This is a genomic window from Roseivirga pacifica (genome assembly GCF_900111145.1).
Lineage (GTDB): Bacteria > Bacteroidota > Bacteroidia > Cytophagales > Cyclobacteriaceae > Roseivirga > Roseivirga pacifica.
Map to the genome: position 1 here is coordinate 91,819 of NZ_FOIR01000002.1, position 15,008 is coordinate 106,826.

Here is a 15,008-nt window from a genome sequence, read left to right on the forward strand (position 1 = left end):
AAACGAGCTCTTAAGGTAGTATTAATGTGTATTTTACTTTTTGAACTGTGGAGAAACTACCAGCTCCTTGGTACCATGGCTCCAATCGTAGAAACCTTCGCCAGATTTAACACCTAAATAACCGGCCGTTACCATGTTTACCAATAGTGGACATGGTGCATATTTAGGGTTCCCAAAACCTTCGTAAAGTACATTCATAATCGATAGGCAAACGTCCAGCCCAATAAAGTCTGCCAGTTGCAATGGTCCCATTGGGTGTGCCATGCCTAGTTTCATTACAGTGTCAATTTCTTCCACACCAGCTACACCTTCGAACAAAGAAATGATGGCCTCGTTGATCATTGGCATCAAAATTCTGTTAGAAATAAAGCCAGGGTAGTCATTAACTTCTACAGGTACTTTGCCTAGTTTTTTCGAGGTCTCCATTATTAGGTTTGTCACCTCGTTTGAGGTAGCATAACCACGAATTACCTCAACCAACTTCATTACAGGCACCGGGTTCATAAAGTGCATGCCAATTACTTTGTCGGCTCTTTTTGTTACCGAACCAATTTTAGTGATTGGAATAGAAGAAGTATTGGAAGCAAGAATACATTCCGGCTTGGTGAAGGCCTCTAGGTCTTCGAATATTTTTAGCTTGATGTCTACATTTTCGATAGCAGCTTCAACCACCAAATCAACGGTTTCAACACCAGCTTTTAGGTCAGCGTAAGTAGTAATGTTCGCCAAAGTAGCCGTTTTAGTCGCTTCATCTATTTTTTCTTTGGCCAGCATTCTGTCTAGGTTCTTTTCAATGGTTTTCAAAGCCTTTTCCAAAGCGGCTTCAGAAATATCCACTAGGTTTACCTTGAATCCGCTTTGTGCGAAAACGTGGGCAATTCCATTTCCCATTGTGCCCGAACCAATCACTGCAATTTGCTCCATAGTTTCTTTCAATTATAGTTCTCGTTATGCGCAAAGATAATTAGCTTCGGGCATTCTGAAAGAGCTTATGGCGAAACTTGAAATATGTGCTAATTCAATCGAATCGGCCTTAAATGCACAAAATGGCGGTGCCGATAGAATCGAACTTTGTATGGAGCTTGCTGTTGGCGGTGTTACGCCCAGCCATGGCATGATAAAGCTGGCCAAGGAAATGCTCGAAATTCCGGTTTATGTGTTGATAAGACCTCGAGGTGGAGACTTTTCTTTTTCGCTTTTGGAGTTGGAAATAATGAAGGAGGATGTGGCTTTTTGTGCCGAAGCAGGCTGCGAAGGGGTAGTGATTGGGGCTTTAACACCTGAAAGAAAAATACATGAGCGCATGACCTACGAGCTGATGCAAGCCGCAGGTTTTATGGATGTTACTTTTCATAAAGCTTTTGATGAGGTTGCAAATCAATTCGAGGCGCTCGATACGCTAAAGGAGCTGGGGGTGCAACGGGTGCTAACCTCGGGTGGAGAACCAACTGCACTTGCAGGTTTGGATAGGCTAGGAGAACTGCTTGAAGAAGCAGATGATGAGATTATCATTATGCCTGGTGGTGGAATCCGCTCTGCAAACCTTGGTCAGCTTATGGACTTAGGTGCCTTGGAATACCACAGTGCAGCCATACCTAAAGGCGAAAAATGGAGTAGCAAGGAGGAAATAGAGGCTTTGAAGAAGCTTCTTTAGTAAACACTGAAATTGGTGGTTTTTTTGAGTCTCTTATTCGAAATTAATCAGTTTCTGTTCTATTGCGTGTAATGAGTCTATTATCTTATTAGCCACTACTTTTTGTTTAGGGGCTGTTTCAGGACGCTTTCAATCCATTCATTGTTTAGTGGTTTTGAAGGTGTGTGATACTTGTAAAGTAAGGGTATAGAATCAACTCCGGCTAACAGAGATAGGTTCGTTCTATGCATTCCATTAATTAACTCTATCATGTTTCCATCTATAGTTATTACAGGAGGCGATACTTTTTTACCATTTAGCCATAATTCAAATAGCCTATGGGTTTTGGATATTGTTCTATGCTTACTGTTGAATATTTCGTTGTTGAGGAAAAGCCATGTTTGATAGGGGATTAAGTTGTTTACTAACTCGCTCAAATTTACATGGTGAATAATTGAGCAGTTGTCGTAATAATCACGTGAGCTTTCAGGGACTTTGTTTCTTATTGCTTCATGTTTAGAGGTAGCCCAAAGTGGGGTGGGTAACTTTATACTTCCGTTATCAAGTTCCTGAATAAATTTTCTTTCCTTGACTTTTTGATTTGTATACTCTCGAAGTGATAGGTGTTTCATTTTGTAGTTTTCAAAACCAAGTCTAGCAGAATAGGTAAGTGGTCGCTGTAACCTCCAATATATTTGGGGCCTTGGTAAGTTCTAAACGGCCGTGTGGCGCCAGTTGCTCCGGTCATAATTAGGTAATCCATGTTAAAAATTTGAGCAGTGTTATTCAATATGGAGGTTGAATTACTTCCTTCCAGCAGATTTCCGCTAACTATAAATTGATCGATAATACTCCACTGGTTTTCGAAGCTGTGTGTGCCTGCTTCGTAACGGATATCGTACATTAGGTTATACAGGTTCTCGGCTTTTGGCGACTCAATTTTTGTATCAAAAGCTAGGCCTTCTATCATGCTGGCTTCCTCCGGTTCATCGTTAAAGTCGCCTGTAATGATTACAGCAGCTTTGGGCTGAATTTTTCGGATTGAGTCCACTTTGTTACGAACGAATTCTGCTGCAAACATCCGTTTTGGTTGTGTTTCAAACTCCCCACCAAATTTGGAGGGCCAATGATTTACAAAAAGGTGTAGTGTGTCCTTATTCGGTAGTTCACCAATCACATGCAGTATTTCCCGCGTTCTACTGTCGGGATCAAACGGAAAGTTCAATGGGTAGTAGTGGTAGTTAATCAGCTTGAATTTCTCGGGTCGGTAGAGTGCGGCCACATCAATACCGCGCCTGTCTGGGGAGTCTTTGTGAATGATCTCATAACCGGCCGACTTTAGTACCGTGAACTTGGTGAGCGATTCTAGCACATATCGATTCTCTATTTCGCAAAGCCCAATTAACGGCACTGGCTCCCAACCACCCATGGCGATTATGGTTTTAGCCAACTTTTGTTGTTTATCCTGATAGCGCGCTTTTGTCCAATACCGGCCTTGGTTGGGCAGAAATTCCTCATCTATAGTGAGCGAATCATCAAAGTAGTCGAATAGATTCTCTACGTTGTAAAAGGCGATTCTAAAACCGCTGGCACCTCTTGGTGTAGGGTCAAAACTGTCGGATGATAGATAAGGCTTTGGCTTTTGAGCATGGGCCACATGGCTCAGCAAGCAAAGCGAAATAGTTAAAACCAGCTTTTGGCAAAGAAATGACTTGCGGGTTGATGTGTTCACCGATAAATGTGTGTTCTTTGCATTCAAAATACGAAACATTTCTATTCATGATTGAAATCGGCAGAAAACAAACCTTGAAAATTGGTAGAACAGTTGACTTTGGTGTGTACTTAACCAAAGACGGTGAGGAGGTGCTTTTGCCTCAGAAGTACTTGCCTGAGTCGTTCGAGGTTGGCGATGAATTGGAGGTGTTTGTGTATAAAGATCAGCAAAACAGACCTGTAGCCGTAACCACCGAACCAAAAGGGCAGGTAGGCGACATTATAGGAGCAGAGGTAACTCATGTTACCGACTTTGGTGCTTTTATAGACATTGGGCTAGAAAAGGACGTGCTGGTGCCAAAGAAGGAGCAAAGTGTGGATATGGAAGTTGGCCGAACTTATGTAGTAAAGCTGTTGATTGACCATATGACGGAGCGCATGGTAGCCACCGCAAAACTTCACTCTTTTATTAATGAAGATACCAGTGTGCTGAAGGGCAGGGAGAAGGTAGAAGTGCTGGTTTGGCACAAGACAGACCTCGGCTTTAAAGTGATTATTAACCAAGAGTTCGAAGGGCTGATCTACGAGAATGAGATCTTCGAAAGACTTCGTGCTGGCGATGTGCGTGAAGGTTATATCAAGGAAATCCGCCCTGATGGAAAAGTAGATGTTACTATTCAGCCAAGAGGCTACGAAGCGGTAATGGATTCTTCAGCTGCGATTTTGAATATTCTGGAAGAAAACGGTGGAGAAATCGATCTGGGTGACAAAAGTAATCCAGATGAAATTAAGGCTGTTTTTGAGATGAGTAAAAAGAACTTTAAAAAGGTACTAGGCGGACTTTACAAAGCTGGAAGAATCGAAATTTATGATCACCGAATTGTATTGAAGAAGTAGCCTTTTCTAGGTAAGTATTTACCTAAGTATTCCTCTAAAAAGCGGAAGGTTGACCTGAGGATGGGCCAACCTTCATCTAAACTACCTATAAAACTAAAACTAACCTAAGCTAACATGAAGCTTACTGATTTTCGCAGTTGTAATAACGATTGCATTATCAATATGCGCTGTTAGGCTAGATCTGAATCGATGTTTTAAGTTATGAAATAATTTGAAAAGGGGAAATTATATTCCATAAAATTCGTTGTGCAACAAATTTTATTCAGTCTTTCTTTAAATCTGCCTAATAGGTAGTAAAAATAGGTAAGCGGTAACTATTTGATATTCACTTCGTTGGCAATGCCGAGTGCTGTAAAGCGAATATAGAGTTTTCTCGGGTCGTCTGCAGTGGTCTCGCAGTCCCCACTTGGGTCAATCGCATAGATAAAGTAAGTCTGGCTACGTTCGTAAAGTTCTTCTTCATCGGGCTTACCAAATACCTTTAATATCGACTTTTGGTGTAAGCCTAAAACCTCTCGCTTCACCTCATAAATCTGGTCTACCATTTCTGTTCTTTTCAATTGGCAACCATCAGGGTCTGCAACCCAGGTTTCGGTATCGAAAGCATCGGTGTTTGCTTTTTTGGTACAAGCAGAAAATGAAATGAATAAAATTGAAAGTAGGAGCCAGTTACGCATGTTTTTGAGCAATTGGCTGCAAACTTACTTGGTTAGCTTTTATAAGCCAAAAAAGTGAGCCAATCAAATACACACTGCTAACGCCAACTAGCAATGCATTGAACGATTCGAAGCCTCCAAAAAAGTAAAGCACAGCAGTGGGTACTAAAAATACCCGCAGGCCTTCGCCAATAGCAGCCCAATTTCTTCGCTCGAATAGCGCTCCAAATGTTACTGTTGAATAAATAATAAGTCCGGCTACAATGCCTTTTTCAATAAAGTTTTCGTCAAACAAGTTCATATTAAAGAGGAAAAGAGCAGTGCCAGTAAGCAGTACTACGTATTGAAATATTACATAGTAATTCATGCTAATGGTGGCTTTCTGATCGAACTTTCGATAGCCAGGCTCAATTTCGTGGGGTGCGCGGTAGCCTCCCATGTATGCAGGCAACCAACCGGGCTTTTCAATAATGTAGCGCAGTTTGTCTTTAAATTTTGGAATGCTCCGCATGTCTTTCAACATATCATTATAGTGCGAAATATTGGCCCAAACTGGATTCCAACTATTCAGGTTTTTTGTAATACCGTAAGTTGGTTTTTCCTCTTCGACTTTAAATGTGCCAAACAGTTTATCCCAAATTATAAAGGTACCAGCGTGGTTTTTGTCAATGTATTTTGGATTACGGGCATGGTGTACTCTATGGTGCGATGGTGTGTTGAAAACAGCTTCGAACCACTTGGGGAGCCTGTCAATCGACTCTGTGTGGATCCAAAATTGGTACAGCAGGTTAAAGCCGGAAACTGACACCAACACAATCGGGTCGATGCCCAGCAAGGCCATTGGCGAGTAAAAGAAGAATGTCCAAATGGTTTGGGTAGAACTTTGCCTAAGCGCCACGCTCAGGTTGTATTCCTCGCTTTGGTGGTGCACGCTATGGCCGCCCCAAAACAGGTTTACTTGGTGGCTCATGCGGTGTGCCCAATAATAGAAGAAATCGTAGGCCACAAAGGCTAATATCCAAACCAACCACGTGTTTTCAAGAGTGGTAAAGCGATATGTTTCGTAAAGAAAGGTGTAAAAACCAATGGTGAGCACTTTTAAAAAAGCTCCGGTAACCTGTGATGTTACGCCACAATTAATGTTGGTAACCGCATCATTCAAACGGTACGATTTTGTCTGATGAATTCTGTGTGCAATCAGTTCAATTCCTATTAAAAGAAAGTAAACTGGAATAGCGATAACAGTAGGGTCTAAGCTCATAATTGGTTTTAAACAGACCCAATTTATGGGTTTCATTTAATACCGCAAGGGGAAATCAAACGATTGTAAGATGTAAAAATAGCCTAGCATTACGCTTTCATGTTTCTATTCGTATCTTCGCGCTCTCATTACATTACTATGGATAAGTTTATAGGCTTTTTTCGCACCGTAACCTACTTGTTATTCACTGGCGCACTGCTTTGGTCTTACGCCTACATGACCCAACAGGTAACCTATCGGTTCGATCCAAATGGCTCGGCTTTGGAAGTAGTAAATAAGGATACTTACTTCTTTGGAGCGATAGCTGTTTTTTTGCTAGCCAATATTGTTTGTAGTTGGTTTATAAATGTGCTTAAAAAGCTCAATACTACAGAAGATGGCAAAGGCTTAAGAAACCGTTCGCTTAAGCACGATTTGATTACTTGGGTAAAAGGATTTGCTGGAGTGTTGAACCTTTTCTTTGGCTTAATTCTTTTCTTTTTAGGTTTAATGAACCTTGCTGAAAGCCGTGACGCCATGGCGTTGGGCTTCTATGTTTACTTAGGGCCAGTGCTTATTGTGGCTTGGTTTTTCTACTTGGCTTATTTGCTCGGAAAAAGAAGGGCCTAGTAATTCGCTCATTTTCAGAGCACATTTTTCTTATTTTTCCATTGCCCTTTCTTAGGGGTGCATTTTTAGAATTTTAGTTCTAACTTCCGCATTGAATTGTGCGAAAGCGCACATCATTTATCGAACTCGAATAGTTGAAATACTGAATGGCGAATCAAGCAGCGAATTATACCGAAGATAGCATTCGGTCTCTCGATTGGAAAGAACACATCAGACTTAGACCCGGAATGTACATCGGTAAACTGGGTGACGGATCGGCTCAGGATGATGGAATCTACGTTTTAGTAAAAGAAGTTATAGACAACAGTATTGACGAACACATGATGGGCAACGGAAAGACCATTGATGTGAAAGTCTCTGAACACAAGGTGGAGGTGCGCGATTATGGTCGTGGTATTCCGCTGGGTAAGGTGGTAGACTGTGTGTCGAAGATTAATACCGGAGGTAAGTACGACTCTGGTGCCTTCCAAAAATCTGTAGGGTTAAATGGAGTGGGTACCAAAGCTGTGAACGCCTTGTCTACTTACTTCAAAGTTCAATCGTATAGAGACGGTAAAACCAAGGTTGCTGAATTCGAGCGTGGTGAAATCACCAACGATCCACCAGAAACAACTTCGAGTGGTAGAAATGGAACATCCGTGGTTTTCAAACCCGATGAAACCATCTTTAAAAACTACCACTTCATTCCGCAGTATTTGGATGACCTTATCTGGAACTACTGTTTCCTAAATGCGGGACTTACCATCAACTTCAATGGTCAAAAGTACCATTCGGAAAAGGGACTACACGACTTGCTATCGAGAAAAACCGATGTAGATAACCTGCGCTACCCAATTATTCACCTGCGGGGTAATGATATTGAGATTGCCATGTCTCACACCAATCAGTACGGTGAAGAATACTATTCTTTCGTAAATGGTCAATACACCACACAAGGTGGAACGCACCAAGCTGCATTAAGAGAGGCTTTGGTAAAGACTATCCGCGATTTTTATGGTAAAAACTTCGATGCTACGGATGTACGCGCCTCAATAGTTGGTGCCATTGCAGTTCGTGTGCAAGAGCCTGTGTTCGAATCGCAGACCAAGACTAAGTTGGGTTCGCAAAACGTAGCACCTGACGGCCCAACCATGCGGACTTTTGTGAATGACTTTGTTAAGAAAGAGCTTGACGATTTCTTGCACAGAAATCCTGCTGTAGCAGAGGCGCTACAAAAGCGTATCTTGCAGTCGGAGCGTGAGCGAAAAGAAATTGCCGGAATTAAAAAACTGGCCAACGACCGTGCTAAAAAGGCTAACCTTCACAATAAAAAGCTTAGGGATTGCAGAATTCACCTTGATGATAAAAAAGGTGATGAAGACATGCAAAAGGCGACAACCCTTTTTATTACTGAGGGAGATTCGGCCAGTGGTTCTATTACCAAATCGCGTAACGTACAGCTTCAGGCGGTATTTAGTTTGCGTGGTAAGCCGTTGAATTGTTTTGGTCATACCAAAAAAGTGGTGTACGAAAACGAAGAGTTCAACTTGCTTCAGCATGCTTTGAATATAGAAGACGGGCTGGAAGGACTTCGCTATGAGCGAATAGTAATTGCGACCGATGCCGATGTGGATGGTATGCACATTAGGCTACTGCTTTTAACTTACTTTTTGCAGTTCTTCCCCGATTTGGTGAGGAGAGGGCATGTCTACATTTTGGAAACCCCACTTTTCAGGGTTCGAAATAAGAAGGAGACAATTTACTGCTACAGCGACCAAGAGCGACAAGCTGCAATTAATAAGCTGGGCAATAAACCGGAAATCACGCGCTTTAAGGGTTTGGGTGAAATTTCTCCAGAGGAGTTCAAAAACTTTATTGGGCCAGACATGCGTCTAGAGCCAATTATTCTGAAGAAGGATACAAGTATTAAAGACCTTTTGACTTTCTATATGGGTAAGAATACCCCAGATAGACAGACTTTTATTATCGATAATCTTAGGGTTGAAAAAGACCTTGCGGAAGAGGTAGGTGCTTAATAGTTGTCCTGCGCCATTTGTGGTGAAAAGAGCAAGAAAATTAGAACTTTAAATGTTGCGCTATTGGCGTGTTTTGAGGTAAAATGGATCAAGAAAATCTAGAAAATAACAACGAGGAAGAAAGAGAAATGCAAGACGTAATTCCTGTCTCGGGAATGTACGAAAGCTGGTTTCTCGATTACGCTTCTTATGTAATATTGGAACGTGCCGTTCCGGCAATTGAGGATGGTTTAAAGCCTGTACAGCGTAGAATCCTCCATTCAATGAAGGAGATGGACGATGGCCGTTTTAACAAAGTGGCTAACGTTATCGGTCAAACCATGCAGTATCACCCGCACGGTGATGCCGCGATTGGAGATGCAATGGTGAACCTTGGCCAGAAGGACATCCTGATAGAAACGCAAGGTAACTGGGGAGACGTAAGAACTGGTGATAGCGCAGCTGCACCGCGTTACATTGAGGCACGCCTTTCTAAGTTTGCGCTTGATGTGGTCTTTAACCCACAAACTACCAATTGGCAACTCTCGTACGATGGACGTAAAAAAGAGCCAGTTACATTACCAGTTAAATTCCCGCTTTTACTTGCACAAGGAGTAGAGGGGATTGCAGTAGGCCTTTCAACCAAAATTCTTCCGCACAACTTTATAGAGCTGATTGATGCTTCTATAAAAATACTTAAAGGCAAAAAGCCAAAGGTTTACCCTGACTTTGCAACAGGGGGGATGGCCGATTTTTCTGAGTACAATGAAGGCTTGCGTGGCGGTAAAGTAAAAGTCCGTGCAAAAATTGAAGAGTACGATAAGAAGACGCTCGTTGTTAAAGATATTCCGTTTGGAACTACCACTACTGGCCTAATCGAATCCATTATCAAAGCCAATGATAAAGGGAAAATCAAGGTAAAAAAGGTAGTTGACAACACAGCCGAGCATGTGGAGATTTTGGTGGAGCTAGCTCCTGGTCAGTCGCCAAATATTACCATCGATGCACTGTATGCTTTTACTGATTGCGAGGTAAGCATTTCGCCAAATGCCTGTATCATTATCGATGAAAAGCCGCACTTCATTTCGGTAAATGAAATTCTTAGAATCTGTACGGATCAAACAGTAGAGCTTTTAAGAAGAGAGTTGGAGATTAGAAAAGGTGAGCTACTTGAAAAACTACTTTTCTCCTCACTTGAGAAGATTTTTATCGAGAACAGAATTTACCGAGACATTGAAGAATGTGAAACTTGGGAGGCCGTACTCGAAACAATAGATAGGGGCTTAGATCCTTATAAAAAGGATTTCTACCGCGAGATTACTACAGACGATATCATTCGTTTGACAGAAATCAAGATCAAGCGTATTTCCAAATTCGATTCATTTAAAGCAGATGAGCTGATGCGCAAACTGCAAGATGAATTGGCTGAGGTAGAGTACCACTTGGCCAATTTGGTGGAGTTTGCTATTAGTTATTTCGAAAAATTGCTAGAGAAATACGGAAAAGGTAGAGAGCGTAAAACTGAAATTAAGTCATTCGAAAATATTGCGGCTACCGTTGTGGCTGCTAACAATGCCAAGCTATATGTAAACCGCCAAGAAGGGTTTATCGGTTACGGCATGAAGAAGGACGAATTTGTATGCGACTGTTCTGATATTGATGACATCATCGTTTTTAGAAAGGATGGAAAGTTTCAGGTAGTACGCATTTCGGATAAAATCTTTGTGGGAAAAGACATTATACATGTTGACGTGTTCAAGAAAAACGATGAGCGCATGGTGTATAATGCCATCTATTTGGATGGAAAAACTGGCAGAAGCATGGTGAAGCGTTTTCAGGTGCTAGCCATGACCCGCGACAAAGAATATGATATTACCAAAGGCGAAAGAGGTTCTAAACTACTTTACTTCTCTGCAAACCCTAATGGCGAGGCGGAGCTAGTAACGGTATATTTGACTTCTGGCGCAAAGGCGAGAATCAAAGTCTTCGACTTTAGTTTTGCCGATATAGATATTAAAGGGCGTGGAGCCGGAGGAAATATTCTTACAAGGTATCCTGTTAGGAAAATCCAGCTTAAAATGGAGGGTAAGTCCACATTGGGCGGACTCGATATTTGGTACGACCAATCTGTTGGCAGACTTAACCGCGATGAGCGAGGCGAGTTGCTCGGTAATTTCCAGGCCGAGGATAGTATTTTGGTAATCTATAATTCGGGCGAGTACGAGCTTACCAGCTTTGATTTGACAAACCGCTATGAGCCAGATAAGATCATGTACATCTCAAGGTTCGACCCGGAAGGCGTTATTACGGCTGTGCATATTGATGGAGAAATGCAGATGTATTACATCAAGCGATTCCATGTAGAGACTTCTACCAGAGACAAGCGCTTCTTGTTTATCAATGAATCAAAAGGCTCAAAATTGGTAACAGCTACAGCAGAGCCAGAGCCTCAGGTTGAAATCACATATTCGGTAAAAGGTTCGCGCGAGCGCCAAAAAGCAACCTATGATGCCGATATGATGATTGATGTAAAAGGCTGGAAGGCTACCGGAAATAAGCTTTCTCCGCATAAAGTGCATAAGGTGTCGCTTATTATTACCGAAAAGCCAGAAAAGAGCAAAGAGGGGAGTGAGGAGCAAACAGAAGCTCAAGAAGCTTCAGCACAAGCTACTGAGCAGCAGGAAGCTCCAAAGGCGGCTGAGAAACCAAAACCGGCCTCAGACAGTAGTAAGAAAAAGGATGAAGACGGTAATTACAATGTAGGCGATACAATTGACTTGTTTTAACAAGTAAGGGTAGCGCTAGTATTAACTGTTTGATAATTAAGGTTAAAGAGATTTAAGGAGTGTTTATCTCCGAAAATTATTGTTACACATTAAAAGCTGTTTTGCCATAGGTAAGACAGCTTTTGTTTTATGGATAGAGAGAAAGTAAGGCAACTAACCACAATGCTTGAGGCATACGTTACGGAGAATAAAATCCGTTTGATCGATCAAGTATTGGCTAAGCGAACCAGACACTTGACCGTGGTTTTAGAGGATATTTACCATGCTCAAAACGCCAGTGCCGTAATGCGTACTTGCGACTGTTTTGGTATTCAAGACCTATACGTTACCCAAAACCTGCACGATTATAATGTGAATCCAAATGTGGTTCGAGGTGCTTCTAAATGGACCACTTTGCACAAGTATGAAAGGGAAGAGGATAGTATAAACAAGTGCATTGCTGATTTAAAAAAGAAAAATTATCGCATAGTGGGTACAACCCCAAACCCTGAAAGTGCATCTATACATACATTAAACATTGAGGAAAGAACGGCAGTTATTTTCGGTACGGAGAAGCAAGGCTTGAGCGATTATGCCAAAGCCAATGTGGACGAACTAATTCACATACCAATGCATGGATTTACCGAATCGTTCAATATTTCGGTGAGCGCAGCATTGATTCTGAACGAGTTAACCTCGCGACTCCATAACAGCGAAATTGATTGGCGTTTAACCCAAGAGGAGAAAGAAGACTTGAAATTTGAATGGTATCAGAATATCGTCAAACGCTCAGACCTTTTAATAAATATCTTTTTGAAGGAACATTCTGAAAAAATTGATGGTTAAGCTCGAAATCTTCAAACTAAAAATTACTTTTTTCAACTTTGTATCGTTTACCAAGAAACTACCGAGGAACTAAAAATTAGCTTTGACCAAAATACTTACACCACTTCTTGGTGTTTTACTTCTATTTAGCGGAGTATATACACACGCACAAACGGTTATTGAAGGTAAAGTGACCGATTCTTCCACAGGAGATCCCATTCCGTTTGCCAATGTGGTAATCAAGGGTTCGTCTGTTGGCTCCACTACCGATTTCGATGGTTTTTTTAAGATCAAAGGCGATGCTGAATCCGATACGCTGGTGGTTTCATACATTGGTTATGAAAGAAAAGAAAAGCGCTACGAAAAAGGCGTAAGCCAAGTGCTCAATTTTCAGCTTAATCCGGAGGCTACCAATTTGGGTGATTTTGTTATTGTGGCAGGGAAGCAAGAGAATCCTGCTTTTCCAATTATGCGCCAAATAATTGAAAACAAGAACCGCAACGACAAAAGGTCGCTCGATGCCTATCAGTATACTAGCTACAATAAGATTGAGGTAGATGTGGACAACATTACGGATAAGCTTCGCGAAAAGAAGTTTATGAAGCGAATAACCTCGGTTCTAGATTCTATCGAGACCATTGCTGGTGAAGATGGAAAGCCGATTTTGCCGCTTTTTATCTCCGAATCGCTTTCAGATTTCTATTATCGTTCCGAACCGCGTTTGCAGAAGGAGTATGTGCGAAACACCAAAATTACAGGCGTTGGTTTAGAGGATGGCTCATTGATCAGTCAGGTAATTGGTTCTTCATTTCAGCAGTACAATTTCTATCAAAACAGAATGAATATTGTAGACAAGGAATTCGCCTCGCCTATTGGGGATGGCTGGCGATTGCTCTACGATTATGAGCTGCAGGATAGTTTGTACATAGATGATGACTATTGTTATTTGTTGGAGTTTCAGCCGAAAAACGATCAGGAGTTGGCTTTTACTGGTAAAATGTGGATTACCAAAAATGAGTTTGCCTTGAAGAGAATTGATGTTACCATGGCAAAAACGGCTAACATCAACTTTATAGAGAAGATTAAGATTCAGCAGGAGTTGGATAGAACTGAAACTGGGCCATGGTTGCCGGTGAAATCACGAATTTTGGTTGATGTGGCAGAGCTTACCAATAACTCGGCTGGGTTCTTGGCTAAGTTTTACAGCTCCAATCAGAATCTGCAAGTAACCAAACCTAAACCTACAAGTTTTTACGAACGAGGTATTGAACTGGCAGAAGAAGCCGTAACCAATAGCGAAGACTTTTGGGCGCAGCACAGGCATGAGAAACTTAGCCCTACGGAGGTGAATGTTATCGCCATGATTGATACGCTGAATAATATTCCTTTCGTAAAAACCTGGACTGAGATAATGAAAACGGCCGCTCGTGGCTATGTGGAAGTTGGAATGTTCGACATTGGGCCGATCCCTTTAACCATTTCAGGTAATAATGTGGAAGGCTGGAGAGGCCGATTAGGTGGGCGAACCAATGAGAACTTTAGTAAAAAGTGGCAGTTCAATGGCTATGGCGCTTACGGCCTTGACGATAAAAAATGGAAGTACGGTTTTGGTGCAAAGTATATTATAGATCGGAAAAAGTGGACCACAATATCAGCCAACTACCGAACGGATATCGATCAGTTTGGTGTACAGGTAAACCCGCTAACAAGTATTGCAGAGGGTAGTGCCTTTATCGCACTAACTTCTCTGGGCGATTTGGTTCGGCCGTTTTATTACGACAGGGCACAAGTAGAGTTTGCGCGCCAGTTTTCACGGGCGTTTTCGGCTTCTGTGTCGCTAAGGAACCAAAACTTTACGCCTCTTTTTGACTTCCGATACAGAAAGGAATTGAATCGGGTAGATTCGCCATTAGGCACAGATTTTACAACCACGGAAACAATTGTTAGGCTAAAATATGCCCGCGATGAAACCTTCCTAATCAATGATAATAACCGAATTAGTTTAGGAACCTTGCGTTGGCCAATCTTCATGCTTTCATACACCCGCGGTTTCAAAGGGCCAATTAACGGAGACTTTGATTACAATAAGGTGGATATAGCGGTTTCTCAAACCCTCAAAATGGGTTTTTGGGGGAATATGAGCTACCAAATCAATGCAGGGCATATTTTCGATGAAGTTCCTTATCCCTTGCTTACGGCACACATTGGTAACGAATCTATCGTGTACACCGACATAGCTTTCAACACCATGGATTTCTATGAGTATGTGAGCGAAACCTATGGGTCGCTTAAGCTACAGCACAAGTTTGAAGGCTTTATTCTGAATAGAATCCCTTTGATTAAGAAGCTGAAGTGGAGGTTGGTAGGTACAGGTAGTATGTTATTCGGGGGAGTTAGTGAGTCTACTTTGGCAGTACAAGTGTTGGAAGATGAAAACGGCAATCCCTTGCCTCAATTCGGAACACTAAAGCCTAGCAAACCATTCACAGAGGTAGGTATTGGTATAGAAAACATCCTAAAATTCTTTAGGGTAGACTATGTGCGAAGGCTTACGTACCTAGATCAGCCAAGGGTGAGAAAATCCACAATAAAGGTTAGTTTCGATATATCCCTTTAATTCCCGCGATTTATCTCTTTTAGCCCTAGTAGAACAAA

The 15,008-nt window shown here is 41.8% G+C and carries 12 protein-coding genes; 7 read left to right on the plus strand and 5 right to left on the minus strand.

Annotated features, from left to right (window positions below; genetic code table 11):
• Positions 1–33: 33 nt before the first annotated feature.
• The gene (locus BMW98_RS09365) at positions 34–924 is read right to left on the minus strand and encodes a 3-hydroxybutyryl-CoA dehydrogenase (RefSeq protein WP_090258329.1); all 891 of its coding nucleotides are present in this window, start codon (positions 922–924) and stop codon (positions 34–36) included.
• Positions 925–991: 67 nt separating this feature from the next.
• Here BMW98_RS09365 and BMW98_RS09370 point away from each other — a divergent pair, with 67 nt between their 5' ends.
• Positions 992–1,654 (plus strand): copper homeostasis protein CutC, encoded by a 663-nt coding sequence (locus BMW98_RS09370; protein ID WP_090258330.1) that lies wholly within the window; start codon positions 992–994, stop codon positions 1,652–1,654.
• 95 nt (positions 1,655–1,749) lie between these two features.
• Here BMW98_RS09370 and BMW98_RS09375 read toward each other — a convergent pair whose 3' ends face one another.
• Together BMW98_RS09375 and BMW98_RS09380 are read right to left on the minus strand one after the other, a co-directional pair.
• Positions 1,750–2,265, minus strand: coding sequence for a hypothetical protein (locus BMW98_RS09375; RefSeq protein ID WP_090258331.1), 516 nt, complete (start codon positions 2,263–2,265; stop codon positions 1,750–1,752).
• Complete coding sequence (locus BMW98_RS09380) at positions 2,262–3,404, minus strand: endonuclease/exonuclease/phosphatase family protein (RefSeq protein ID WP_162844762.1); 1,143 nt, start codon at positions 3,402–3,404, stop codon at positions 2,262–2,264. Before BMW98_RS09380 ends, BMW98_RS09375 begins: the two co-directional genes overlap by 4 nt.
• Positions 3,405–3,412: 8 nt before the next feature.
• On the opposite strand from BMW98_RS09380, the gene BMW98_RS09385 reads away from it, so the two are divergent.
• On the plus strand, positions 3,413–4,243 hold the full coding sequence (locus BMW98_RS09385; RefSeq protein ID WP_162844761.1) for a CvfB family protein: 831 nt from the start codon (positions 3,413–3,415) through the stop codon (positions 4,241–4,243).
• A gap of 314 nt (positions 4,244–4,557) precedes the next feature.
• Here BMW98_RS09385 and BMW98_RS09390 read toward each other — a convergent pair whose 3' ends face one another.
• Both BMW98_RS09390 and BMW98_RS09395 read right to left on the minus strand, forming a co-directional pair.
• Entirely contained in the window at positions 4,558–4,920 is a 363-nt protein-coding gene (locus BMW98_RS09390; protein ID WP_090258334.1) for a hypothetical protein, read from the minus strand.
• Positions 4,913–6,160 (minus strand): sterol desaturase family protein, encoded by a 1,248-nt coding sequence (locus BMW98_RS09395; RefSeq protein ID WP_090258335.1) that lies wholly within the window; start codon positions 6,158–6,160, stop codon positions 4,913–4,915. Before BMW98_RS09395 ends, BMW98_RS09390 begins: the two co-directional genes overlap by 8 nt.
• Positions 6,161–6,298: 138 nt before the next feature.
• On the opposite strand from BMW98_RS09395, the gene BMW98_RS09400 reads away from it, so the two are divergent.
• From BMW98_RS09400 to BMW98_RS09420, 5 genes are all read left to right on the plus strand, one after another.
• Positions 6,299–6,769, plus strand: a complete 471-nt coding sequence (locus BMW98_RS09400; RefSeq protein ID WP_090258336.1) for a hypothetical protein — start codon at positions 6,299–6,301, stop codon at positions 6,767–6,769.
• A 146-nt stretch (positions 6,770–6,915) separates the two neighbouring features.
• Positions 6,916–8,784 carry a DNA topoisomerase IV subunit B gene (locus BMW98_RS09405; RefSeq protein WP_090258337.1) on the plus strand — a complete coding sequence of 623 codons (1,869 nt, stop codon included), beginning with the start codon at positions 6,916–6,918 and terminating at the stop codon, positions 8,782–8,784.
• Positions 8,785–8,867: 83 nt separating this feature from the next.
• A complete protein-coding gene (locus BMW98_RS09410; RefSeq protein WP_090258338.1) occupies positions 8,868–11,549 on the plus strand; it encodes a DNA gyrase/topoisomerase IV subunit A in 2,682 nt (893 codons plus the stop codon).
• A 129-nt stretch (positions 11,550–11,678) separates the two neighbouring features.
• Positions 11,679–12,374, plus strand: a complete 696-nt coding sequence (locus BMW98_RS09415) for a TrmH family RNA methyltransferase (protein ID WP_090258339.1) — start codon at positions 11,679–11,681, stop codon at positions 12,372–12,374.
• Between the two features lie 82 nt (positions 12,375–12,456).
• Positions 12,457–14,970 carry a DUF5686 and carboxypeptidase-like regulatory domain-containing protein gene (locus BMW98_RS09420; RefSeq protein WP_090258340.1) on the plus strand — a complete coding sequence of 838 codons (2,514 nt, stop codon included), beginning with the start codon at positions 12,457–12,459 and terminating at the stop codon, positions 14,968–14,970.
• The last annotated feature ends 38 nt before the right edge of the window (positions 14,971–15,008 follow it).

Excerpts from the sequence above, each read along its gene's own strand:
- BMW98_RS09405 (WP_090258337.1), top strand. The coding sequence starts at position 6,916 with ATGGCGAATCAAGCAGCGAATTATACCGAAGATAGCATTCGGTCTCTC.
- BMW98_RS09410 (WP_090258338.1), top strand. The coding sequence starts at position 8,868 with ATGGATCAAGAAAATCTAGAAAATAACAACGAGGAAGAAAGAGAAATG.
- BMW98_RS09390 (WP_090258334.1), bottom strand. The coding sequence starts at position 4,920 with ATGCGTAACTGGCTCCTACTTTCAATTTTATTCATTTCATTTTCTGCT.
- BMW98_RS09415 (WP_090258339.1), top strand. The coding sequence starts at position 11,679 with ATGGATAGAGAGAAAGTAAGGCAACTAACCACAATGCTTGAGGCATAC.
- BMW98_RS09400 (WP_090258336.1), top strand. The coding sequence starts at position 6,299 with ATGGATAAGTTTATAGGCTTTTTTCGCACCGTAACCTACTTGTTATTC.
- BMW98_RS09375 (WP_090258331.1), bottom strand. The coding sequence starts at position 2,265 with ATGAAACACCTATCACTTCGAGAGTATACAAATCAAAAAGTCAAGGAA.
- BMW98_RS09365 (WP_090258329.1), bottom strand. The coding sequence starts at position 924 with ATGGAGCAAATTGCAGTGATTGGTTCGGGCACAATGGGAAATGGAATT.
- BMW98_RS09380 (WP_162844762.1), bottom strand. The coding sequence starts at position 3,404 with ATGTTTCGTATTTTGAATGCAAAGAACACACATTTATCGGTGAACACA.
- BMW98_RS09370 (WP_090258330.1), top strand. The coding sequence starts at position 992 with ATGGCGAAACTTGAAATATGTGCTAATTCAATCGAATCGGCCTTAAAT.
- BMW98_RS09395 (WP_090258335.1), bottom strand. The coding sequence starts at position 6,160 with ATGAGCTTAGACCCTACTGTTATCGCTATTCCAGTTTACTTTCTTTTA.
- BMW98_RS09385 (WP_162844761.1), top strand. The coding sequence starts at position 3,413 with ATGATTGAAATCGGCAGAAAACAAACCTTGAAAATTGGTAGAACAGTT.